Annotated in this window: 24 protein-coding genes and 1 pseudogene; 12 read left to right on the plus strand and 13 right to left on the minus strand. The window is 74.9% G+C overall.

What is annotated here, in order from left to right; genetic code table 11:
* A pseudogene (locus tag K7640_RS22545) lies at window positions 1-200 on the plus strand (hypothetical protein); the annotation flags it as partial.
* A gap of 50 nt (window positions 201-250) precedes the next feature.
* On the opposite strand, the gene K7640_RS22550 reads toward K7640_RS22545, so the two are convergent.
* Together K7640_RS22550 and K7640_RS22555 are read right to left on the minus strand one after the other, a co-directional pair.
* Window positions 251-1087 carry an undecaprenyl-diphosphate phosphatase gene (locus K7640_RS22550; protein ID WP_222956884.1) on the minus strand — a complete coding sequence of 279 codons (837 nt, stop codon included), beginning with the start codon at window positions 1085-1087 and terminating at the stop codon, window positions 251-253.
* Window positions 1084-2136 (minus strand): LLM class F420-dependent oxidoreductase, encoded by a 1053-nt coding sequence (locus K7640_RS22555; protein WP_222956885.1) that lies wholly within the window; start codon window positions 2134-2136, stop codon window positions 1084-1086. The genes K7640_RS22550 and K7640_RS22555 overlap by 4 nt, the downstream gene beginning before the upstream one ends.
* A gap of 190 nt (window positions 2137-2326) precedes the next feature.
* Here K7640_RS22555 and K7640_RS22560 point away from each other — a divergent pair, with 190 nt between their 5' ends.
* Both K7640_RS22560 and K7640_RS22565 read left to right on the plus strand, forming a co-directional pair.
* Window positions 2327-3298, plus strand: a complete 972-nt coding sequence (locus K7640_RS22560; protein WP_222956886.1) for an aldo/keto reductase — start codon at window positions 2327-2329, stop codon at window positions 3296-3298.
* Between the two features lie 212 nt (window positions 3299-3510).
* Complete coding sequence (locus tag K7640_RS22565) at window positions 3511-3702, plus strand: DUF5703 family protein (RefSeq protein WP_222956887.1); 192 nt, start codon at window positions 3511-3513, stop codon at window positions 3700-3702.
* A 61-nt stretch (window positions 3703-3763) separates the two neighbouring features.
* On the opposite strand, the gene K7640_RS22570 is transcribed toward K7640_RS22565, so the two are convergent.
* Window positions 3764-4426 (minus strand): hypothetical protein, encoded by a 663-nt coding sequence (locus tag K7640_RS22570; protein ID WP_222956888.1) that lies wholly within the window; start codon window positions 4424-4426, stop codon window positions 3764-3766.
* A 40-nt stretch (window positions 4427-4466) separates the two neighbouring features.
* Window positions 4467-5795: a M20/M25/M40 family metallo-hydrolase gene (locus K7640_RS22575; RefSeq protein WP_222956889.1), complete on the minus strand. Its 1329-nt coding sequence runs from the start codon at window positions 5793-5795 to the stop codon at window positions 4467-4469.
* 136 nt (window positions 5796-5931) lie between these two features.
* Between K7640_RS22575 and K7640_RS22580 the strand changes: the two genes are divergently transcribed.
* The 3 genes from K7640_RS22580 to K7640_RS22590 are packed head-to-tail and all read left to right on the plus strand — an operon-like array spanning window position 5932 to window position 7872.
* Window positions 5932-6591 carry a hemerythrin domain-containing protein gene (locus K7640_RS22580; protein ID WP_222956890.1) on the plus strand — a complete coding sequence of 220 codons (660 nt, stop codon included), beginning with the start codon at window positions 5932-5934 and terminating at the stop codon, window positions 6589-6591.
* 40 nt (window positions 6592-6631) lie between these two features.
* On the plus strand, window positions 6632-7639 hold the full coding sequence (locus tag K7640_RS22585) for a LysR family transcriptional regulator (RefSeq protein ID WP_222956891.1): 1008 nt from the start codon (window positions 6632-6634) through the stop codon (window positions 7637-7639).
* Window positions 7636-7872: a hypothetical protein gene (locus K7640_RS22590; RefSeq protein WP_222956892.1), complete on the plus strand. Its 237-nt coding sequence runs from the start codon at window positions 7636-7638 to the stop codon at window positions 7870-7872. The genes K7640_RS22585 and K7640_RS22590 overlap by 4 nt, the downstream gene beginning before the upstream one ends.
* Window positions 7873-7929: 57 nt before the next feature.
* On the opposite strand, the gene K7640_RS22595 is transcribed toward K7640_RS22590, so the two are convergent.
* The 3 genes from K7640_RS22595 to K7640_RS22605 are packed head-to-tail and all read right to left on the minus strand — an operon-like array spanning window position 7930 to window position 11003.
* Complete coding sequence (locus K7640_RS22595) at window positions 7930-8280, minus strand: DUF3140 domain-containing protein (RefSeq protein ID WP_222957007.1); 351 nt, start codon at window positions 8278-8280, stop codon at window positions 7930-7932.
* Window positions 8280-8435, minus strand: a complete 156-nt coding sequence (locus tag K7640_RS22600) for a hypothetical protein (protein ID WP_222956893.1) — start codon at window positions 8433-8435, stop codon at window positions 8280-8282. The genes K7640_RS22595 and K7640_RS22600 overlap by 1 nt, the downstream gene beginning before the upstream one ends.
* Window positions 8436-8450: 15 nt before the next feature.
* Window positions 8451-11003, minus strand: a complete 2553-nt coding sequence (locus K7640_RS22605) for an ATP-dependent Clp protease ATP-binding subunit (RefSeq protein WP_222956894.1) — start codon at window positions 11001-11003, stop codon at window positions 8451-8453.
* A gap of 108 nt (window positions 11004-11111) precedes the next feature.
* On the opposite strand from K7640_RS22605, the gene K7640_RS22610 reads away from it, so the two are divergent.
* From K7640_RS22610 to K7640_RS22630, 5 genes are all read left to right on the plus strand, one after another.
* Window positions 11112-11489 (plus strand): hypothetical protein, encoded by a 378-nt coding sequence (locus tag K7640_RS22610; RefSeq protein WP_222956895.1) that lies wholly within the window; start codon window positions 11112-11114, stop codon window positions 11487-11489.
* A gap of 187 nt (window positions 11490-11676) precedes the next feature.
* The gene (locus K7640_RS22615; protein ID WP_222956896.1) at window positions 11677-11937 is read left to right on the plus strand and encodes a hypothetical protein; all 261 of its coding nucleotides are present in this window, start codon (window positions 11677-11679) and stop codon (window positions 11935-11937) included.
* Between the two features lie 10 nt (window positions 11938-11947).
* Complete coding sequence (locus tag K7640_RS22620; protein ID WP_308042633.1) at window positions 11948-12946, plus strand: hypothetical protein; 999 nt, start codon at window positions 11948-11950, stop codon at window positions 12944-12946.
* A complete protein-coding gene (locus K7640_RS22625; protein ID WP_222956897.1) occupies window positions 12939-15611 on the plus strand; it encodes an FtsK/SpoIIIE domain-containing protein in 2673 nt (890 codons plus the stop codon). Before K7640_RS22620 ends, K7640_RS22625 begins: the two co-directional genes overlap by 8 nt.
* On the plus strand, window positions 15608-16276 hold the full coding sequence (locus K7640_RS22630) for a hypothetical protein (RefSeq protein ID WP_222956898.1): 669 nt from the start codon (window positions 15608-15610) through the stop codon (window positions 16274-16276). The genes K7640_RS22625 and K7640_RS22630 overlap by 4 nt, the downstream gene beginning before the upstream one ends.
* 309 nt (window positions 16277-16585) lie before the next feature.
* On the opposite strand, the gene K7640_RS22635 is transcribed toward K7640_RS22630, so the two are convergent.
* Complete coding sequence (locus K7640_RS22635; protein WP_222956899.1) at window positions 16586-17857, minus strand: cupin domain-containing protein; 1272 nt, start codon at window positions 17855-17857, stop codon at window positions 16586-16588.
* A gap of 5 nt (window positions 17858-17862) precedes the next feature.
* On the minus strand, window positions 17863-18168 hold the full coding sequence (locus K7640_RS22640; protein WP_222956900.1) for a hypothetical protein: 306 nt from the start codon (window positions 18166-18168) through the stop codon (window positions 17863-17865).
* Window positions 18169-18370: 202 nt separating this feature from the next.
* Between K7640_RS22640 and K7640_RS22645 the strand changes: the two genes are divergently transcribed.
* Window positions 18371-19165, plus strand: coding sequence for a DUF72 domain-containing protein (locus tag K7640_RS22645; RefSeq protein WP_222956901.1), 795 nt, complete (start codon window positions 18371-18373; stop codon window positions 19163-19165).
* A gap of 6 nt (window positions 19166-19171) precedes the next feature.
* Here K7640_RS22645 and K7640_RS22650 read toward each other — a convergent pair whose 3' ends face one another.
* The 4 genes from K7640_RS22650 to K7640_RS22665 all read right to left on the minus strand — a co-directional run bounded on the left by K7640_RS22650 (window position 19172) and on the right by K7640_RS22665 (window position 22032).
* Window positions 19172-19600, minus strand: a complete 429-nt coding sequence (locus K7640_RS22650) for a DUF2267 domain-containing protein (protein WP_222956902.1) — start codon at window positions 19598-19600, stop codon at window positions 19172-19174.
* Between the two features lie 291 nt (window positions 19601-19891).
* The gene (locus K7640_RS22655; RefSeq protein ID WP_222956903.1) at window positions 19892-20764 is read right to left on the minus strand and encodes a DUF72 domain-containing protein; all 873 of its coding nucleotides are present in this window, start codon (window positions 20762-20764) and stop codon (window positions 19892-19894) included.
* A gap of 41 nt (window positions 20765-20805) precedes the next feature.
* Window positions 20806-21204, minus strand: a complete 399-nt coding sequence (locus tag K7640_RS22660) for a TraR/DksA C4-type zinc finger protein (protein WP_222956904.1) — start codon at window positions 21202-21204, stop codon at window positions 20806-20808.
* A gap of 189 nt (window positions 21205-21393) precedes the next feature.
* Window positions 21394-22032: a uridine kinase gene (locus K7640_RS22665; protein WP_222956905.1), complete on the minus strand. Its 639-nt coding sequence runs from the start codon at window positions 22030-22032 to the stop codon at window positions 21394-21396.
* Window positions 22033-22036 lie beyond the last annotated feature (4 nt).

Genomic DNA, 22036 nt, shown 5'->3' on the forward strand with positions numbered 1-22036 from the left:
GTTGGGGTACGCCGGAGCAGATCACCGACCCCGAGTACTCCACCCTCGCCTTCCTCAAGGGCCTCAAGCAGGTCGACGGCTGGCAGGACATGCCCCTGACCGACGCCGCCCAGACCGTCCAGGTGTCCGCCTACCCCGACGCGTACGCGCAGTGGGAGCAGCAGGCCGCCGACCTCGTCACCCAGCACTGGAACAGCTGACCTAAACCCCGAAGGCCGGCACCCGACAACGGGTGCCGGCCTTCGACGTCTCAGGTGGCTTTGATCGTGCCGGTGAGCAGCAGGCAGAGCACCAGGGTGCCGAGCGCCACCCGGTACAGCACGAAGAGGTACAGGGTGTGGTGCGCGACGTAGCGCAGCAGCCAGGCGATGGCCGCGTAGCCGATGCCGAAGGCGATCACGGTGGCGACGATCATCTGTGCCACGGTCGGCGCGGCGGTGCCCGGGGCGGACGGCTCGAAGACGTCCGGCAGACTGAACACTCCGGATATCGTCACCGCCGGGATGGCCAGCAGGAACGAGTATCGGGCCGCGGTCTCCCGGGTGAGGTTGAGCAGCAGTCCCGCGGTGAGCGTGCCGCCGGAGCGGGACACGCCGGGGATCAGCGCCATCGCCTGGGCGAAGCCCATCACCACGCCGTCGCGCATCCGGAAGTTCTCCAGTGTGCGGGTCTGCCGACCCCAGTACTCGGCGAAGGCCAGCACCAGGGCGAAGAAGATCAGCGTGAAGGAGATCAGGTACAGGTTCCGGCCGGCGGTGCGGATCTGGTCCTTGAAGAGCAGCCCGAGAAGCCCGATCGGGATGGTGCCGACGATGACGTACCAGCCCATCCGGTAGTCGAGGCTGGAGCGCACCGAGCGGTCCCGGATGCCCAGCAGCCAGGTCCGGGCGATCCGCCAGATGTCCTTGGCGAAGTAGATCAGCACCGCCGCCTCGGTGCCGAGCTGGGTGACGGCGGTGAACGACGCCCCAGCGTCCCGGCCGAAGAAGACCGCCGAGGTGATCCGCAGGTGCCCCGAGGAGGAGACCGGCAGGAACTCGGTCAGGCCCTGGACGATGCCCAGGACGATGGCCTCGACCCAGGTCACTCGCCCACCCCGGACAGCTCCAGCGCCTCGGCCACGGTACGCAGGGTCTGCACGCCGCTGTCCCGGTCGGCGACGAACAGGGTCACCGACAGGGTGGTCACCCCGGCGGCGGCGTACTCCCGCAGCCGGTCCGCGATGCGCTCCTTCGGCCCGAGCAGCGAGGTGCGGTCGATGAACTCCATCGGTACGGCCGCGGCGGCGTCGCGCTGCCGCTTGGCGAGGTAGAGGTCCTGCACCTCGCGGGCGGCGTCGCCGTAGCCCATCCGGGTGGCGAGCTGGTTGTAGAAGTTCTGCTGCCGGCTGCCCATCCCGCCGACGTAGAGCGCGGCGTACCAGCGGACCAGTTCGGCGCAGGTGGCGATGTCGTCACCCACCACCACCGGCACCGACGGGACCACGTCGAAGCCGGCCAGTTCCTTGCCCACCTTGGCCCGGCCGGCGCGGACGGAGGCGAGCTGCTCCTCGGCGAACTCGGGGGCGTAGAAGACGGCCAGCCAGCCGTCGGCGATCTCGCCGGCCAGCTCCAGGTTCTTCGGGCCCACCGCGGCCAGGTAGATCGGGATGTGGTCGCGCGGCGGGTGGAAGCCCAACCGCAGCGCCTTGCCGGGGCCGTCGGGCAGCGGCAGGGTGTAGTGCTCGCCGTCGTAGGCGACCTCCTTGCGGGCCACGGCGAGCTTCACGATGTCCACGTACTCGCGGGTCCGGGCGAGCGGCTTGGCGAACCGTACGCCGTGCCAGCCCTCGGAGACCTGCGGCCCGGACACCCCCAGGCCGAGCCGGAACCGGCCGCCGGAGAGGGCGTCGATCGTCGCCGCGGTCATCGCGGTCATCGCCGGGGTCCGGGCGGGGATCTGCATCACCGCGCTGCCCACGTCGATCCGCTCGGTCTGCCCGGCCATCCAGGCGAGCATGCTCGGCGAGTCGGAGCCGTACGCCTCCGCCGCCCACACCACCGAGTAGCCGAGCCGGTCCGCCTCCTGCGCCAGAGCCAGGTGATCCGCCGGCGTGCTCCACGCCGTCTGGTATCCGAGGCTGAGCCCGAGTCGCACTGGTCCTCCCCCATCCGCACCACAGGTCGCATCAGGTTACGCAATGCCGGACGCCGGCCCGATCACCGGCTCGCCCGCAACGCGTCCCAGCGGCGCCGAGCCGAGGGTAGCCGCGCCGTCGCCGGGTCGGGCAGGAACTTGACTCCGGGCGAGGATGTCCGTGACGGCGGGTTCGAAATAAGGTTCACCCATGCAACAGCGACCGCTCGGCCGAAGCGGGCTGGCGGTTTCGCGGCTCGCGCTCGGCACCATGACCTGGGGCCGGGACACCGACGCCGACGATGCGGCCGCCCAGCTGAAGAGTTACCTCGACGCGGGCGGCAACCTGATCGACACCGCCGACGTGTACGGCGACGGCGACGCCGAGTCGGTGCTCGGCTCGTTGCTGGGCGCCCTGGTCCCCCGCGACGACCTGCTGATCGCCACCAAGGCCGGGTTGCGGCCGGGCAGCGGGCGGCGCCGGGACAACTCGCGGGGGCACCTGCTGCGCACCCTGGACGCCTCGCTGCGCCGGCTCGGCACCGACCACGTGGACCTGTGGCAGGTGCACGGGTACGACCCGGACACCCCGCTCGAGGAGACCCTGTCGGCGCTGGACCACGCGGTGTCCAGCGGCCGGGTCCGCTACGTCGGGGTGTCGAACTTCTCCGGCTGGCAGACCGCCCGGGCCGCCGCCTGGCAGGCCGCCTGGCCGGGGCGCGCCCCGGTGGTCGCCGCCCAGGTGGAGTACTCGCTGCTGGAGCGGGGCGTGGAGCGCGAGGTGCTGCCCGCCTGCGAGGCGCTCGGGCTGGGCCTGCTGCCCTGGTCGCCGCTGGGCCGGGGGGTCCTCACCGGGAAGTACCGGCACGGCCGTCCCGCCGACTCCCGGGCCGCCTCGCCGCATTTCGAGCGGTTCGTCGCCACCTACCTGGAGCCGCGCTGCTCCAGCATCGTGGAGGCGGTCGCCACCGCCGCCGGCGGGCTGGGCGTGTCGCCGCTGGAGGTGGCGCTGGCCTGGGTCCGGGACCGGCCCGGGGTGACCGCGCCGATCCTCGGCGCCCGCACGGTGGGTCAGCTGCTGGGCGCGTTGCAGGTGGAGCGGATGACGCTCCCGGCGGAGATCACCACCGCGCTGGACGACGTCTCCGCGCTACCGGTCGGTTACCCGGAACGCGACGGCTAGGCCCTGTCCTGTCGATCATGTCGGTGCGAGGCGCGGTCCAGGCGGCGGTCCGGCAAGGCGGCGGTTCGTCCGGATACAACACCGGTATCCGGACGAACCGACAACGCCGCCGGTCGCCGTCTGGGCCCGCCGCAGCCCGGCAATGATCGGCAGGACAGGGCCTGGGCCACAGGGGGTGGCGGACGGCCGTCCGGCTGGGCAGCATAGGTCCTATGGACTACGAATACGCGCCGCTGCGGTTGCCGCCGAACGTCGACCGGTTGACCGCCGCGGCGCAGCTGGCGATCCAGGCGGAGTTCTCCGGATGGGAGCTGGCCCGGGTGCGGCTGTTCCGGGACGGGACGCGGCAGGTGATGCTGCGCCGCCGCCGGGTCGCCCAGCCGCAGCCGGGCCTGTCGTACTGACCCGGACGCACCGCGCCGGGGCCGGACCGGACCGGCCCGACCCCGGTGCCGGTGGTGTGTGTCAGTGGGCGTGCCCGGCGTGGTCGTGCTCCTCGTCGGCCTCCAGGAACGGGTGCTCGTCGAGCCGGCCGACCAGCCGGTCGTCGGCGGCCGGCTGGAACGGGCCCACCGGGTCGTCGTCGTCGAACGACTCCAGGTCGACCGGGGTGCCCACCTCGCTGACCATCACCACCCCGTCCAGCGGCTCCAGCTCCGGCACGTCGAGCGCGGACAGCGAGCCGTCGCCGCTCTGCAACAGCTCCAGCACCGCCTCGCCGACCCCCTCGACGGGTGCCGGCTCGTCCCCCTCCGGGGTGCCCTCGCGGCGGGCCGCCTCGGCCACCCGGATCAGGCCGGCGATGCTGGGGACCCGGTAGTCGCGGCGCTGCCGCACCGAGATCACCCGCGGGTGCGGGTCGGACGCCTCGACGCCCTCGGCGCCGGCGAAGCGCTCGTCGGCCTCCTCCGGGTCGATCGACTCGACGTCCCAGGGGGTCACCTCGCCGAAGGCGTCGAGCAGCTGCTCGTCGTAGGCGAAGGAGGCGTTGTTCAACGCGACGTACGCCTGCCAGACGTCGTCGTCGTCGACCCGCCCCTGGGCGGCGCGGACGGCGGCCAGGTGGTGGCGGGCGGCGTCGATCACGCGCTCGAGGGCAGCGTCCAGCTCACCGTGCTGGTCGGTCATGTGAGGCAGTCCCTTCGCGATGGGGGGAGGTCGGGTCCGGTCAGCAGTTGCGGAGAAACCGGTCGAGAACCCGCACGCCGAACTGTAGCCCGTCCACCGGTACCCGCTCGTCGATGCCGTGGAACAGGGCGGAGAAATTGAGATCGGCCGGCAGCCGCAGCGGCGCGAAGCCGAAGCAGCGGATGCCGAGCTGGGAGAACGCCTTGGCGTCGGTGCCGCCGGAGAGCATGTACGGCACCGGCCGGGCGCCCGGGTCCTCGGCGCGCAGCGCCGCCGACATCGCGGCCACCAGGTCACCGTCGAAGGTGGTCTCCAGGGCGGGCTGGCGCTGCACGTACTCGATGTCGATGTCCGGCCCGACCAGCTCGCGCAGCTGCGCCTCCAGCAGCTCCGACTGGCCGGGCAGGCTGCGGCAGTCGATGGTCGCGCTGGCCCGACCGGGAATGACGTTGTCCTTGTAGCCGGCACTGAGCCGGGTCGGGTTGGCGGTGCTGCGGATGGTGGCGCCGACGATGTTGGCGATCGGCCCCAGCTTGGCGATGGCGGTCTCCGGGTCGTCCGGGTCGATGTCGATGCCGAGGACGTCGGAGACCTCGGCCAGGAACGCCCGGACGGTGGCGGTGACCGTCACCGGGAAGCGGTGCCGCCCGACCCGGGCCACCGCCTCGGCCAGCGCGGTGACCGCGTTGTCATCGTGCACGAACGAGCCGTGGCCGGGGCGGCCCTTGGCGTGCAGGCGCAGCCAGTCGATGCCCTTCTCGGCGGTCTCGATGAGATAGAGCCGGGTGGCCTCGTTGACCGAGTAGGAGAAGCCGCCGACCTCACCGATCGCCTCGGTGCAGCCGTCGAACAGGTGCGGGTACCGCTCCACCAGGAAACGCGCGCCGTAGTCGCTGCCGGCCTCCTCGTCGGCGGTGAACGCCAGCACGATGTCGCGCGGCGGGCGGACGCCGGTGCGCTGCCAGTGCCGGACCACGGCCAGCACCATCGCATCGAAGTCCTTCATGTCGATCGCGCCCCGACCCCACAGGTAGCCGTCGCGCAGCTCGCCGGAGAACGGATGCACCGACCACTCGTCGGCGTCGGCCGGCACCACGTCGAGGTGGCCGTGCACCAGCAGCGCGTCCCGGCCCGGGTCGGCGCCCGGGATGCGGGCGACCAGGTTGGCCCGGCCCGGCGCCGACTCGTGCAGCTCGGCGGTCACGCCGACCTCGGCGAGGCGCTCCGCGACGTACTCGGCCGCCCGGCGCTCGCCGACGCTCGTGGCGTTGTCCCCGGTGTTGGTGGTGTCGATGCGCAGCAGGTCCCGGCAGAGGTCGACGACCTCGTCGGTGGGGTCCGGTGCGGCGGAGGCGGCGTCGCTCGTCATCCGTTCTTCATACCAGCCGCCGCACCGGCCGCGCCGCGCGGCGTTTCGCGCGGGCGGCGGGCGGGTACCGGCGCTGGCGTCCCCGCACCGCGCACCGGACCCGCGTCCGGGCCGGTCGCCAGTCGAGGAGGGCGCCATGTCCGTACCCCTGCCGCCGCTGCCGCCCGCCGCGGACGACGCCTACCGGCCCGGTGGCCGGAGCCTGGCGGACCTGGTGGACCGGGAACACCGGCAACTGCTGGAGCTGTGCGACGAGCTGACCACGGCGGGCCGGGACCCGGCGCGCGGGCGGCAGGTGCTGGACGTGCTCACCGCCGCGCTGTCCCGGCACCTGTCCGCCGAGGAGCAGTACCTCTTCCCCGCCGCCCGGGCGGCGGTGCCGGAGAGCGCCGAGCTGGTCGACCGGGAGATCGAGGCCGACGGCGCGCTGCTCGGCGCGCTGAAGGCGCTCACCGGGCCGGACGACCCGGCGCTGGTCGAGGTGGCCGACCGGGTCCGCCGGCACGTCGGCCGGGTCGCCGCCCTGGTCGTCCCGCTGCGCGAGGTGGCCACCGACGCGGAGCTGATCCGGCTGGGCAACCGGTGGGAGATCGCCGAGGAGGCCGCGCCGACCCGGCCGCATCCGGGCACCCCGGCGACCCCGCCGTGGAACCGGATCGTCGAGCCGGCGGTGGGCGTGGTGGACAAGGTCCGCGACGTGGTCAGCGGCCGGCGTACCCGGCTGTCGGACCTGGACCGGCCGGCGCGGGGCCGGCCCGGCCCGGCCGGGCCGAAAGACATCGCAGACCGCCGATAGGACCCTTCCCCCGATCGCTGCGTGGTCCTACCGTCACGGTATGAATCTGGAGCTGCGGCACCTGCGGGTGGTGTGCGCGATCGCGGAGACGGGGAGTGTGACCAAGGCGGCGTCGAGCCTCGGCCTGGCGCAGCCGGCGCTCACCGCCCAGCTGCAGCGGATCGAACGCACGCTCGGCGGGGCGCTGTTCGAACGGGACCGCCGGGGCGCCCGGCCGACCGCGCTGGGCGAGCTGGTGCTGGCCCGGGCCCGGGTGCTGCTGCCGGCGATGAAGGGGTTGCAGGACGAGGCGGCCCGGCTGGCCGGCGCGGCGAACACCCCCACCCGCTACCGGTTCGGCGGGGTGAACAGCCCGATCCTGGGCCGGCTGGTGCACCGGCTGGGCGCCGAGCAGCCGCAGGCGCAGATCAGCACGTACGCCTCCTGGTCGGTGGACGAGCTGGCCCACCTGGTGGCCGGCGGCCGGCTGGACTTCGCGCTGGTGGGGGCGTGTGGCGACACCACGCCGGCGGCGGAGTTCGGGTTGCGCTGGCGGGAGGTGGCCGTCGACCCGGTGCTGGTGCTGCTGCCGCAGACCCACCCGCTGGCCGCGCGCAGCGAGGTGCGCCTGGTGGACCTGCGCCGGGAGCGGTGGGTGGCGGCGCCCGGCGACGGCTGCTTCGGTGACTGCTTCGCCGCCGCCTGCGCCCGCGCCGGCTTCACCCCCCGGGCGGTGTACGAGACCGACGTACGGGGCGGGGTCGACCTGGTGGAGGCCGGGGCGGCGGTGGCGCTGTGCCAGGCCACCTTCCGGCCGCTGGCCGGCCTGGTCACCCGCCGGCTGGCCGGCACGCCGCTGCGCTGGCGGCTGCTGCTGGGCTGGCACCCGGACTCGGCGGCGGCCCGGTACGCCGAGCCGGTGCTGGAGACGGCGGTGGCGGCGTACACCGATTCGCTGGCCGCGCACCCGGCCTACCTGTCCTGGCTGCTCGGCAACCCGGATTTCGGGGTGCGGCCGGCGCGGGACGGGGGTGCGAACCGGCCGGTGACGGGTATCAGTCCGGCATGACCGATCTCTACCCGGCCGCCGACGAGCGGGAACTGCTGCGCCAGGCGGCCGCCACGCACACCGCCGCCTCCCGGGACGTGGAGTCCTTCCTGCGCCGGCTGCCGGAGGTGCCCGGCCCGGCCGACGTCGCCGAGTACGCGAACCTGCTCAGCCGGGAGGAGCGGGCCCGGGCCGACCGGCAGGCCGCCGCGGACGCCGCCGGCCTGCGCCTGGACAGCCTGGAATCGGAGTAGCGCCCGGCAGGGCGACGGCCCCGCCCGGCTGACCAGGCGGGGCCACGCCCGGAGCGGTCAGCGTTCCACGAGCACGTCGTGGCCCAGGTCGAGCAGGGCGTGCCGCCACTTGTCGTCGGCGGCGCCCCGGGCGGGCCGGTCCGCGGTCAACGCCCGGATCCGGTCGACGGCCTCCCGCATCACCTCGACGTCGTCCGGGGTGAGGTCGACCTTGCGCTTGCTCAGCACCCGCAGGATCCGCCGGCCCGGCTCCGGCAGGTCCAGGTCCGGGTTCGCGCCGAACGCCTCCTCGCCCGAGCCGCGGGTGAGCAGCCACTGCCGCAGTTGCTCGGAGGGGACGTTGACCTCGGCGTGGAAGTCCTCCCAGATGAGCTCGACCTCGGGGTCGAGCCGCTGCTCGCGTACCATCACGCCTCCTCTTCCGGCGGCCCGGCGGGCGCCGGTTCACCGTCGTCCGGTTGCTGCTTCAGGCCCTCCGGCGGCACCCGTACCCGGGCCGGGTTCGCCGTCGGCGGCGCCACGATCGGTTCGGCCCGCTCGTCGCTCTCCTCGGGGTCGCGCATCCGACCGCCCTCCTGTCACCGCGGATGGGACGTGGTGGCCGCGCGGTAGCCGCGCTCACCGGCGGTCACGTCGAAGGTGAGCTGCCCGTCCCGGGCGTCGACGGTGACCCGCTGCCCGGAGTTGACGGCGTTCTCCAGCAGCATCCTCGACAGCCGGTTGTCGATCTCCCGCTGGATGGTGCGGCGCAGCGGCCGGGCGCCGAACTCCGGCTGGTAGCCGTGTTCGGCCAGCCAGTCCACGGCGGCGGTGGTCAGCTCCACCTCGACGTCCTGGGCGTGCAGCCGGCGGCGGGTCTCCTCCAGCAGCAGCTCGGTGATCTGGCGCAGCTGCTGCTGCTCCAGCCGGCGGAAGATGATCACCTCGTCGATCCGGTTGAGGAACTCCGGGCGGAAGTTCTCCTGGAGGCGGCGCATCAACCGCTCGCGCAGCTCGTCGCTCTCCTGCGCGCCGCCCGGCTCGCCCGCGCCGAACCCGACCGCCCGCTGGGCGCCGGTGATCAGCTCCGAACCGAGGTTGCTGGTCATGATCAGGACGGTGTTCTTGAAGTTCACCGTGCGGCCCTGGCTGTCGGTGAGCCGGCCGTCGTCGAGCACCTGGAGCAGGACGTTGAACACGTCGGGGTGAGCCTTCTCGATCTCGTCCAGCAGCACCACCGCGTAGGGGCGGCGGCGCACCGCCTCGGTCAGCTGGCCGGCCTCCTCGTAGCCGACGTAGCCGGGGGGCGCGCCGACCAGCCGGGCCACCGTGTGCCGTTCCTGGAACTCGCTCATGTCCAGCCGGACCATCCGGTCCGCCTCGCCGAACAGCGCCTCCGCCAGGGCCCGGGCCAGCTCGGTCTTGCCGACGCCGGTGGGGCCGAGGAACAGGAAGCTGCCCATCGGCCGGTTCGGGTCGGCCAGCCCGGTACGCGAGCGGCGGACCGCCTCGGCGACCGCGGTCACCGCGTCGTCCTGCCCGATCACCTTCTCGTGCAGGTGGCCCTCCAGCCGCAGCAGCCGGTCCCGCTCCTCCTCGGTGAGCTGGTTGACCGGGATGCCGGTGGCCCGGGAGACCACCTCGGCGATCTCCCGCGGCCCGACCGAGGGCACCTTGCCGTCGCCCTCGTCGCCCCGGGCGCGGCGGATCTGCTCCTCCAGCTCGCCGATCCGGTCGCGCAGGGTGGATGCCTTCTCGTACTGCTCGTCGGCGACCGCCTGCTCCTTGTCCCGGCGTACGTCGTCGAGCTGCTGTTCCAGCTCGCGCACGTCGGCGGCGGGGGTGCGGGTGCGCAGCCGGATCCGGGCGCCGGCCTGGTCGATCAGGTCGATCGCCTTGTCCGGCAGGTACCGGTCGGTGACGTACCGGTCGGAGAGTTCCGCCGCGGCGACCAGCGCCTCGTCGGTGAACCGGACCTGGTGGTGCGCCTCGTAGCGGTCGCGCAGGCCGCGCAGGATGGCCACGGTGTCCTCGACGCTCGGCTCGGGCACGAAGACCGGCTGGAACCGGCGGGCCAGCGCGGCGTCCTTCTCGATGCTGCGGCGGTACTCGTCCAGCGTGGTCGCGCCGATCACCCGCAGCTCGCCCCGGGCCAGGGCCGGCTTGAGCATGTTGGAGGCGTCCATGCCGCCCTCGCTGCCCGCGCCGCCCGCGCCGACCAGGGTGTGGATCTCGTCCAGGAAGATGATCAGCTCGTCCCGGTGCGCCCGGATCTCGTCGATCACCTTCTTCAGGCGTTCCTCGAAGTCGCCCCGGTAGCGGGTGCCGGCGACCAGGCCGGCCAGGTCCAGCTGCACGACCCGCTTGCCGATCAGGGTCTGCGGCACGTCGCCGTCGCAGATCCGCTCGGCGAGCCCCTCGACGATGGCGGTCTTGCCGACGCCGGCCTCGCCGATCAGCACCGGGTTGTTCTTGGTCCGCCGGGACAGGATCTCCACGGCCTGCTCGATCTCGTCGGCCCGGCCGATCACCGGGTCGATCTGGTCCATCCGGGCCAGGTCGGTGAGGTCCTGGCCGTACTGGTCGAGGGTGGGCGTGCCGCGGTCCGGCCGGGGCGCGGACATCTGGCCGCGCTCGGCCCCGGCGGCCTGCAACGACTCGGGCTGGATCCGCCCGGCGGCCAGCATCCGCCCGGCCGGCGACTCCGGGTTCAGCGGCAACGCCATCAGGATGTGCTCCGGGCCGATGTAGTTCGCGCCCATCGCCCGGGAGAGCTGGTGGGCGTCGAGCAGCGCCCGCTTGGCCGCCGGGGTGAGCGACAGGTTCGGCGGCACCTCGCCCCGGGGCGCGCCGTCGCCCCGGCCGCCGAGCGCGTTGACAAGCGTGTCCGGGTCCGCGCCCGCGCGCCGCACCAGGTCCCGCAGCGGCTCACGTTGCAGGGCCGCCCAGAGCAGGTGGTCGGTGTCCAGGTCGTTGCTGTGCCGCTGCGCCGCCCGGCGGGCCGCGTCCGCCAGCATCTCCCGCGCGTCGGCGGTCATCAGCCGGGTGATGTCGACCCGGTGCGCCGGTCGGCGGCCGCCCTCGCCCCGGCCGAAGTACCGGGCCAGGAACTCGTCCCACGGGTCGGAGCCGAAGTCGCCGGGTCCCATCATGTCTGTCCTCCGCTGTCGGGCGCTGGCACGGTCGACACCGCGGGCGCGGCACGGTCGCCGGTGGCTACCCGGCGGTCCCGGCGACAAACGCGGTGGCAGGCTGTGGGGGTGGACCCCAGACCGCTGCTGATCGTCGACGGCGCCAACGTGGTGGGCTCCCGCCCGGACGGCTGGTGGCGGGACCGCGCCGGGGCCGCCGCGCGGCTGCGCGACGGGCTGGCCCCGCTGGCCGGTGCGGGGCTGCCGCCGGAGCTGCCCGGACCGGTCGAGGTGGTGCTGGTGGTGGAGGGGGCGGCCCGGCACGTGCCCGGGGTGCCCGGGGTCGGTGTGGTCTCCGCGCCGGGCTCCGGCGACGACACCATCGTCGAGCTGGTCGCGGCGGCCGGGGACCGGCGCCGGGCGGTGGTGACGGCGGACCGGGAGCTGCGGCGGCGGGTGGCCGAGCTGGGCGCCGAGGTGTACGGGCCGCGCCGCGTCCGCCGCTGACCGGCGGCGTCCCGTCGACGGGACCGGGTGGTCCGCCAGCGGGACCGGCGACCCGGACGTGAATGCCGTTCGCGCACGTCAGGGCGGTAACCGGACACCCGGGCAGGAACGCGGGCAGGGCGGATGTTCGCTTCCCGACCGGCATGGGTTGTAATGGAGATCTCTCCCCGCCCCCAGGAGGTCCGCCGTGGCGAGCGTCGCCGAGCTGAAGGCAGCCATCGACATAGCCCTCCAACAGATCGGGGACGGTCAGACAGCGGTGCAGGCGGCCGGCGAGAAGCTCAACGAGGCCCAGCAGACGCTCGCCGGGGCGCTCGAGGGCAGCGGGCACGAGACGGTGGAGGCGGCCCAGTCGTCGCTCACCCAGGCCAGCCAGGAGCTGGAGGAGTGCCTCGCCGCGACGCTCGTCGCGGTCGAGCAGGCGCAGCTGTACGTGTCCACCCTGTAGAGGCCGACCCGTGTCCATCATCGAGGACGTCGGCGCCCAGGTGCGCGCCGCCGCCGAGGAGCTGCCGCTCGGGCAGCTGAACCAGGCGTTGGAGAAGTTCGGCCAGGCCACCGAGCGGCTGCGCTGGGTCCGCCAGGAGTCCGCCAACCCGATGGGGGTGCCGGAGCTCTCCGCGGCCACCGAGCACGCCGAGACCGCCGGCTACGCGCTGCGCGTCGCCCAGGAACAGCTGGCGGCCTACCTGGCCGCGATCGGGCTGGCCGGCGACGGCGGGCCCCCGCCCCCACCAGGGGAACGGCGGCAACGCCACGACCGGCCGACCGGCGACGCGCCGCCGGCCGCCGGGGCGGCCCCGCCGGAGCAGACCGCCGACCCGGCCGTACGCCGGTGGTGGGCGGTGCGGGTGGCCGAGCTGACCGGCGGCCGGGAGGGGCCGCCCGACGAGCCGGACGAGCGGATCGAGGACTCCCGGGAGCTGCTGCGGCGGGTGGCCGCCGGGGTCCGGTCCGGGGACCGGGACCGGCTGCACCGGGAGCTGCGCCGGGCGCACGCCGACGTCGGCCTCGGCCTGGCCGCGGTGGCCCCGCCGGTGCTGCGCCAGTTCGCCACCGAGCTGCTCGGCCACCCGCCCCGGGCCGAGGATCTGGGGCGGCTGCGCAGCGCGCTGGACGGCCGGGTCCGGGACCTGCTGCCCGGCCTCCCGCCGCCGGCGCTGGAGACCCTGCTGACCCGGATCTGCCGGATGCCGCCGCCGGCCCGCTCCGGCGAGCCGCCGCACGCGGCCGACTCGGCGGTCACCGCCGGGGTGGTGACCGGCCTGCTCGCCGCCCGGCTGGGCCGGGAGATACCAGCCGCCGAACCGGACCCGGGTCCGACCGGCGGCGGCGGGCCCGGCACCGGGTCCGCGCGCACCGGCGACGGGCGGAGCACCGGGAGCAACGGCGGCGGGGGCGGCACCGGGAGCAACGGCGGTCGGCGATCGGAAGGGAACGACGGACGACGTGGCTGACCTGCGCGCACAGCTGGTGTCGCGGGTTCGGGGCATGCTCGCCGAGGCGCTCGGCGCCACCCGTACCCGATCGGCCGCCGCCAGCACCGAGCTGACCTCGGCCCGCGAACGGTTGGCCCGGGTGCGCCGGGCCGCGACGGCGGTGCCGGAACGGGTCGGCGCGCAGCGCGACCGGCGGCTGGCGGAGATCGACGAGCGGCACGCCGCCCGCCTCGCCGAGCTGGCCCGCCGCGCGGCCGCCGCCGCCGCGCGGGAGGCGCCGGGCGCGGCCTCCGCCGACTGGGACGGCTGGGTGGCCACCCCCGCCGGCCGGGGTGAGCCGCCCGGCGCGGTCCGCGTCGGCACCGTCCGCATCGACGGCGCCGGGCCGGTCCCCGCGCTGGTCCCGCTGCTGGACGCCGGGCACGTGCAACTCACCGGCGGCGACCCCCAGGGGTACGCCGCGGTGGTGCCCGCGCTGCTGCTGCGCAGCGTCGGCCGGGCCGACCCGGGCGCGGTGCGGCTGTTCGGCTACGACCCCGAGCACCTCGGCGGCGGCCTGGCCGGCTTCGCCCCACTGGGCACCGCCGGGCTGCTCACCTTCGTCGGGCCGGGCGGGCTGGGCCGGCTGCTCGACGACCTGGTGGAGCAGATCCGCCGGATCAACGAGACCGTGCTGGCCGGCGAGTACCGCACGCTGCGGGAGCTGGCCGCCGCCACCGGCCGGCGGCCGGAGCCGTGGCGGGTGGCGGTGCTGCTCGGCGGGGACGAGCCGTCCCGGCACGAACGCGGCCAACTCGACCGGGTGGTGCGCACCGGCGCGGCGTGCGGGGTGCACCTGGTGGTGCGCGGCATCGACCTGCCGGACGACCCGACGGTGACCCGGGTCCGGGTGGACGCCGAGCAGGCGGTCGTCGGCGGCCTGCCGGTGGTGCTGGACGCGCCGCCGCCGGCCGCGCTGGTCACCGAGACCTGCCGGACGATCGCGTCCCGGGTCAACGCCGGCCCACCGCCGACCCCCTTCGCCGACCTGCTGCCGCCACCGGACCGGATGTGGCGGGAGGATTCCGCCACCGGGCTGGTCGCCCCGATCGGGGAGGGCCCGCACGGCCGGCCGGTGCTGCTCACCCTGGGCGACTACCCGCCGCACGCGCTGATCGGCGGCCCCTCCGGCACCGGCAAGACCAACCTGATCTTCGCCTGGATCGGCGCGCTCGCCGCCCGCTACTCCCCCGCCGAGCTGGAGTTCTATCTGCTGGACTTCAAGGAGGGCGTGTCCTTCGCCCGGTTCGCCCAGGGCCGGCGGGACCCGAGCTGGCTGCCGCACATGCGGCTGGTCGGCATCAACGTCAACACCGACCGGGAGTTCGGGCTGGCCCTGCTGCGCTTCCTCGCCGAGGAGCTGCGCCGCCGCGCGGACGCGGCCAAGAAGCACGAGGTCACCAAGCTGGCCGAGCTGCGCGCCGTCGACCCGGACGGGCACTGGCCGCGGATCGTCGCGGTGGTCGACGAGTTCCAGGCGTTGCTGGCCGGCCGGGACGTGGTCGCCCGCGAAGCCGCCGACCTGCTGGAGGACCTGGCCCGACGCGGCCGGTCACAGGGCATCCACCTGGTGCTCGCCTCGCAGGACGTGCGCGGGATCGAGGCGCTGTGGGGGCGGCCCGCGCTGGTCGCCCAGTTCACCCTGCGCATCGCGCTGCCCAAGGCGCTGCGGATCCTCGCCGAACGCAACGACGCCGCCCAGTCGCTGCCCCGGCACCACGCCGTGGTCAACGCCGAGTCCGGGCTGGTCGAGGGGAACCAGGTGGCCCGGATCCCGTCCGCCAGCGACTGGGAGAGCTGGAGCGACCTGCAACACCGGCTGTGGCGGATGCGCCCGCCGGACGCCGCGCCGGCCCGGCTCTTCGACGGCGACGCCATTCCCCGGCTGGTCGAGGCGCCGGACTTCCGGGCGCTGACCGAGCCGGAGACCGGGGTGCCGCGCAGCCCGGTGGCGCTGCTCGGCGAGATCATCGACGTGCAGTCCCGCTCGGCGGCGCTGCGGCTGCCCCGCGCGCCCGGGCGCAACCTGGCGGTGCTGGGCACCCGGGTCGACGAGGCGTGCGCGGTGCTCGACGCCGCCGCCCGGTCCCTGGCCCGCCAGCACCGCCCCGGCACCGCCCGGTTCTCCATCGCCTGCCTCGACCAGGACGCCGACCCGGCCGCCCGGGAGCTCTACGCCGACCTGGCCGGCGACGCGGCCTGGTACGACGAGGAGACGCTGCCGGAGCTGATGGCCGAGGTGGGCGACGGGCTGGCCGCACCCGGCACCCCGAGCACCCCGCACTACCTGCTGCTGTACGCCGTCGACGCGGCGGCGGGGCAGCTGGCCGGGCGGGCCGGGCGGCGCACCGGCCTGGAGCAGCTACGCCGGATCCTGCACGACGGGCCGGAACGGCGTACCCACGTGCTGGCCTGGTGGCGGGGGGTGGCCCGGATGCGGGCCGACCTGGGCGGCCCGGCGGCGCGCACGGACCAGATCGGGGCGTGGGTGGCGCTGGACGTGCAGGGCGGCGAGCTGGGCTCGTCGCTCTATCCGGGCACCGGCGGCCCGGACTGGTATCCCCGCCCCTGGCGGGGGCTCTTCTTCGACCGGGCGGTGCACCGCACCGGACAGGTGATCATCCCCTATGGTCCGTCCCGATGAACGAACCGGTGACCAGTGAGACGTACGCGGCCCAGGTGCGGCGGCTGGCCGAGCTGACCGCCCGGGTGGCGCAGCAGCGCGCCGAGGCGCACACCTGGTACGCCCGGCAGTGCGCGGCGGCCGAGCGGGCCGTGGCCGACGCCGAGGAGCAGGTGCGCCGGGCGGAGGCGGAGCTGACCGCCGCCCGGGAGTTGCAGGAACGGGTGGACGGCGAGGTGGCCCACCTCTGGCAGCAGCTGCGCGGGCGGCTGGGGGTGGGCGCGCGACGCCTCGGTGACCCGCCCGGCCCGGCCCGGGACGCCGCCGGTGACCCGGTGCCGCTGCTGCGCGGCGCGCAGGAACTGCTGGACCGGGCCCGCCAGCCCGGCGAGCTGCCCGGCTCGGCCAACCCGGTGCTGGCGCTGTGCGGGGTGGCCGGCGCGGTCGTCGCGTACGCGCTGGGGGCGGGCGCCCGGGTGCTCGGCTTGGGCTACGGGGGTGACCTGGCGGTGGGGCTGCCGGTGCTGGCGCTGGTGGTGACGCTGCTCGGGCCGCCGCTGGGCCTGGCGCCGGCGAAGCTGTTCGCGGACCGGCGGCACGCCGTCCTCGGCCCCCGCCCGATCTTCGTGGTCCTGGTCGCCGGCCTGGCCACCACCATCCTGCTGCTGACACTCCTCCCCCGCTGACCAAGCGAGTCGGCGCCGGGACGGCTTCCTCCCCGAGCCGGCCGCATCGGACGCGCGGGGCCGGCGGACACCCGGCCGGCGGGCACGACGGCGGCGGCACCTCCTCCGCCACCTACCAACTTGACCTCACAAACGAATCACCGACCCCCCACACTGCCGCAAACCGGCGGGACGCAGCCGCCACCTGATTCGTTTACGACATCAAGTTGGTAGCGCGTGAAACGCACCCCACCCAGACCGACAAAGACACCCGCCGCCCAAGCTTGCGGCGGGGCCGCCGGCCGGTCAGGCACGCCGCCCGCCGGCCGGTCAGGCGGGGACGGCGACGGCCTCCTTCAGCAGGCGGCGGGCCAGCGTGACCCGGTCGGCGTCGTCGTCCAGGCCGGGCAGGTCGCCGACCCGGACCGGCTCGCCGGCCAGCAGCCGGCGCAGCGCCGGCGCGCACTGGGCGGGCAGGGTGAGGGTGCGGTCGGTCAACCGCAGCGCGACCTTCCCGTCGCCGCTCGCGCTGAGCTGCCAGCGCAGCCCGCCGCGCACGGCGATCCGGGTGTCGGCGGCCACGGTGGCCAGCGCGGCGGCCTGGGCCAGCGGCCGGATCGGCGCCGGCCGGGCGGCCGGCCAGGCCCGCCGGCGCAGCCCGGCGGCCACCGCCGCCGGGTCGGCGCGCAGCAGCCAGTCGCGCAGCGCCTCCACCGTCTCGGTCAGCTCCGGCTCGATCGCGTCGGGGTCGGCGACGTCGGTGCCGAACGGCAGGCCGGCCCGCAGCCGGGGATCCTCGGCGGCCAGCGCCAGCAGCTCCTCCACCAGCGCGTACCGGGTCAGCGCGCGCACCCCCACGGTCAGGTGCAGCGAGCTGGACTCCTGTGCCTGCGCGCTGTGCAGCCAGCCCCGGGGCAGATAGAGCGCGTCGCCCGGTTCGAGGACCACGTCCAGCGCGGCGGGCCCGGAGGCGGTGGCGGAGACCTCGTCGGCCCGGCCGCCCCACGGCTGCCGCTCCAGCGGGTCGGGCAGCACCGGTCGGTGGATCCGCCAGTGCTTGCGGCCGTCGACCTGAAGCACGAAGACGTCGTGGGTGTCGTAGTGGGTGGCGAAGCCCTGGCTGCCGGCCGGGGTCAGGTAGGCGTTGACCTGCAACGGCTGGGCCAGCGCGGTGCCCAGGTCCCGGGCGAAGTCGACAAGCGCCGGCCATGTGCGGTGCAGGCCCTGCAGGACCAGGGTGGCGCCGTCGGCGTACAGCTGGAGGATCTTCTCGTCGAGGACCTGGTCGCCGATCTCGGCGCCGGCGCCACCGCCGCCGGTCCAGCGCGCCGCCGGCACCAGCTGGCCGTCCCTGGCCACCCGCAGGAACGGGGTACGCAGGCCGCGGCGGCTGAGCAGCTCGTCGGCGTCGGCGGGGCTGAGCAGGTCGGTGAAGCCGGCCGGGTTGGGCAGCTCCCCGGCGCGGGAGAGCAGCGGCTCCCGGCCCCAGTACCCGGTCGCGAACTTGGCCGGCTCGACGCTGACGCACCGGGTGAGCGCCGCGACGGCGGCGGACGGAACCGCCGGGCGGCCGTGGCCGCCCGGCGGGTCGACGATCGTCATGACGGTCAGGCGGCGCTGCCGTCGGCGCCACCGTCGCGCTGGCCGGGGGTCGCGCCACCGTCGGCCGGACCCTCGGCACCGCCGTCGGCGCCGCCGTCCTGCTGACCCGGCGTCGCGCCACCGTCGGCCGGACCCTCGGCACCGCCGTCGGCGCCGCCGTCCTGCTGACCCGGCGTCGCGCCACCGTCGGCCGGACCCTCGGCACCACCGTCGGCGCCACCGTCCTGCTGACCCGGGGTCGCGCCACCGTCCGCCGGACCCTCGAGGCCGCCGCCGCTGCTGGTCTGGATGTCGTCGTCGTTCAGTGCCATGGGTGCTCCCTCGGGTGTGCCGCCCCGCCGTGCGCCGGGGCTCGTGGTGCAGCGGGTGGTACCCCACGCGCGATCTTCTCTAACCACACGGTAGACGTCCCGGCCAGCCGGTACGGACGGTTCGCCACCGGTTCCCGCCCGGCGCGTCGGCGGCGCCGGTGACAGGATGGACCCGACCCGGCTGGCGACAGGGAGGTCCGCGATGCTCGTGGTGGGCACCTCCGGCTGGCAGTACCGGGACTGGCGGGACCGGTTCTATCCGGCGAAGCTGCCGCAGCGGCGCTGGTTGGAGCACTACGCCGACCGGTTCGCCACGGTGGAGGTGAACAACGCCTTCTACCGGCTGCCTGAGCGGGACACCTTCGCCGCCTGGCGGGCGCGTACCCCGGACGACTTCTGCGTGGCGGTGAAGATGAGCCGCTACCTCACCCACATCAAGCGGCTGCGCGAAGCGGCCGAGCCGGTGGCCCGGTTCCTCGACCGGGCCACCGCGCTGGGCGACCGGCTCGGGCCGGTGCTGGTGCAACTCCCGCCGAACCTGCGCGCCGACCCGGACGCCCTCGCCGCGACGCTGCGGCACTTCCCCGACGACGTGCGGGTGGCGGTGGAGCCCCGGCACCCGAGCTGGTGGAGCGACACCACCCGGCGGGTGCTCGAACGGCACCGCGCGGCGCTGGTCTGGGCCGACCGGGGCAGCCGCCCGATCACCCCGCTGTGGCGTACCACCGACTTCGGTTACCTGCGGCTGCACGAGGGCCGGGCCCGCCCGTGGCCGCGTTACGGCCGGGCGGCGCTGGCCGCGTGGGTCCGCCGGCTCGCGGCCGCGTTCGACCCCGCCGAGCCGGCGTACGTCTACTTCAACAACGACCCGGGTGGCGCGGCGATCGTCGACGCGGTGGCCTTCGCCGCGCTGGCCGGGCGGGCCGGACACCGGGTCACCCGCACCCCCTCAGACGCCGACGGCCCGCCCCCGGGTGACGGGGGCGGGCCGGGCTGATCGTGCTCAGGCCGTCATCCGGCCCAGGTCGGCGGGCATGTTGTCGGTCACGTCGTCCCACTCGCCCTGGGTGACGTGCCGGCGCAGGGTGTCCAGCACCACCTGCACCACCCGCTGCGGGCCGCCCTCCACGTCGTACGGGAAGCCCTGGCGGACCTCGTAGAGGAAGTCGTCCCGGTTCAGCTTGATCGGCACGTCGTCCGGCTGCCAGCCGTCGAAGTAGATGCCCCGGACGAGCACCGGCAACTGCTGGGCGAACTCGACGCTCTCCCCCACCGGCATCCGGTCCCGCAGCAGGTGCAGGACGGTGCGCAACGCCGCGTACGACTGGTTGCGCTGCTCCTTCGGCCAACCGTAGGCGCCCTCGATGTCCTTCAGGATCAGGTTGGTCTTGTCCAGCGAGGACTCGAACGCCGAAATCAGCTGCTCAGCCATCTGCCCACCCCCGTGTGTCGGTCTCCCACCGTCGGTCGTCGGCGCGCCGCGGCGGACCCGACGGGCCGCGCCACAGCCGGGTCGGATGCACCCGGTTGGGTCGGGCCGGCCGGCGCGAGTCACCGCCGGAGCCGACGACGTGCAGCACGGCGCCCCGCCGTGGGTCCGCCACCACCCGAACCGCCATCACAGCCACCTCCGTACCCTCGTCGCGGCCGGGTCGCCCGACCGCACACACCGTCCATCCTGGGTGCGCCCCGGGTGAGCCGGCCTCACCCCGGACGGGTGAACTCAGTCGGCGTCGAGCAGGCCGGCGAGGGTCGCGGCGTTGGTCTGCGCGTAGTCGCGGTAGCAGTTGTTCATCAGCACGTGCGTGCGTGCGGTCTCCCCGGCCAGTTCGCGCAGTTTCGGTGCCCAGTCCCGCAGCTCCCGGTCGGAGTAGCGGTAGCCGAACTTCTCGTGGATGTCCTTGCTGGTCCACTTGTCGCTGTGCCCGTGGAAGCGGACCACCGCCAGGTCGGCGGTGGCCGCGAGCACCGGGGGCACCGACGAGCGGTGCCCCTGCGGCATGTCGACGCAGACGAACGGCAACTCGTGCCGGCGCAGGAAGGCCAGCGTCTCCTCCTGGTTCGCCCCGTCGAACCAGGAGGCGTGCCGGAACTCGAAGACCGGGCGCAGCGGGGCGCACCGCTTCGCCACCTCGACCAGGTAGTCCTTGTGGTCGCGGCGGATGCCCCACCAGGGTGGGAACTGGAACAGCAGGGCGCCCAGCTTGCCCGCCTCGACCAGCGGGTCGAGCGCGGACAGGAAGCGCGTCCAGACCTCCTCGTACGCCTGGGACGACAGGTCGTCCGGGTAGACGTTCTTCTTGTCGGTGTCCGGGCGGAGGTCCTTGTAGAGCGAACCCACCCGGGTCGGGTGCCCGGTGAGCAGGCTGAACGCCTTGACGTTGAAGGTGAAGCCGGCCGGGGTGCGCTCCGCCCACAGCCGAGCCGTGCGCTCCGCGGGCGGCGAGTAGTAGGTGGCGTCCACCTCGACCAGCGGGAACTGCCGGGCGTAGTACGCCAGGCGCTTCTCCGGGTTGTCCGCCGTCTGCGGATACCAGCCGGAGTCGAGCAGGGTCCGGTCGGTCCACGAGGCGGTGCCCACCTTGATGTCACCCATGGGTGGAGTCCACCGCGCAACCGGCCGACCGGCAACCCGGCTCAGGCGGCCCGGCGCTCCCGGGTCTGCTTGCACCCCACGCAGGAGGTCGCCGACGGGAAGATCTCCAGCCGCTCGACCGGGATCGGCGCGGTGCAGCCCTCGCAGAAGCCGTAGGTGCCCTCGTCCAGCCGGGCCAGCGCGTGCTCGAACTGGGACCGCCGGTCGAGGATGGTGCGCAGCAGGGACTGCGCGGTGTCCCGCTCGGCGGTCTTGGTGCCGCTGTCGGCCTGGTCGTCACCGGCGGTGTCGCCGACCTCGACCAGCCGCAGCACCTGGCTCTGCAGCACGGCCTGCTCGTACTCGGCGGACAGCTCGTCGTAGCGCGACCGCAGCGAGAGCCGGATCTGGTCGTTCTCCGCCTGCGTACGGGCGGTGGTCTGCTTCTCCTGCACGAGCATCGCTGCCTGCCTCTCGTGGTACCCGGGCGAACCGGGGCTCTGCGCCCCGGTCCCGGTCCGTCCGGTACGCGCGGTTGTGGATCACCCGCGCTCTGTGAGCCGGGCGATTACCCGGGTCGTGGCGGGCTCAAACCGGTGACTTTCCCGCCGGTCCGGCACCGGCCGTCCGGTTTCCGCCCGGCCCGTGGCTCAGCCTGGGGTTCCGGCCTCCACCAGGGCGGGGTGCCGGGGATCGTCGGCGCGGACCACCACGTCGGCGAACGAGGCCGGGTCCACCTCGTCGGCGTAGCGGATGAAGGCGGGCAGCGTCCAGCGTTGCGCCGGGTCGGTGCGCCGGGCCAGCGCGGCCGGGGAGAGCGCCAGGTGGACGGTGACGTCGAAGGGCAGCCCGGCGCCGAGCAGCAGCGCCCCGCTGACCAGCACCACTCCCCCGGTCGGCAGGTCGACGTAGCCGGCCCGGCTGGCCCGGTCGGCCACCGGGTCCCACAGTGACGGGAGCAGCCGGCCCGAGCCGTCCGGACCGGCCGGGTCGAGCACCTCCCGGCGCAGCCCGGCCTCATCGGTCCAGCCCGCGTAGTAGGCGTCCGGGTTGGTGCGACCGTGCTCCAGCCGGATCGAGGCGGGACGCAGGAAGTCCGCCGCCCGTACGTGCAGCACCGGGCGGCCCGCGGCGCGCAGCGGCTCGACCAGCGCGGCGGCCAGGTCGTCCGGCCCGGCGGCGGGAGCGCCGTCCACGGCCACCCGCAGCCGCCCGGGCGGGGTGGCCCGGCTCAACAGGTCGGTCAGTTCGGCGACGAGGCGGTCCGGCGAGATGGGACGGATGCGCATCCGA

Source organism: Micromonospora sp. PLK6-60 (assembly GCF_019890675.1).
In the GTDB taxonomy this organism is placed as follows: Bacteria; Actinomycetota; Actinomycetes; order Mycobacteriales; family Micromonosporaceae; genus Micromonospora.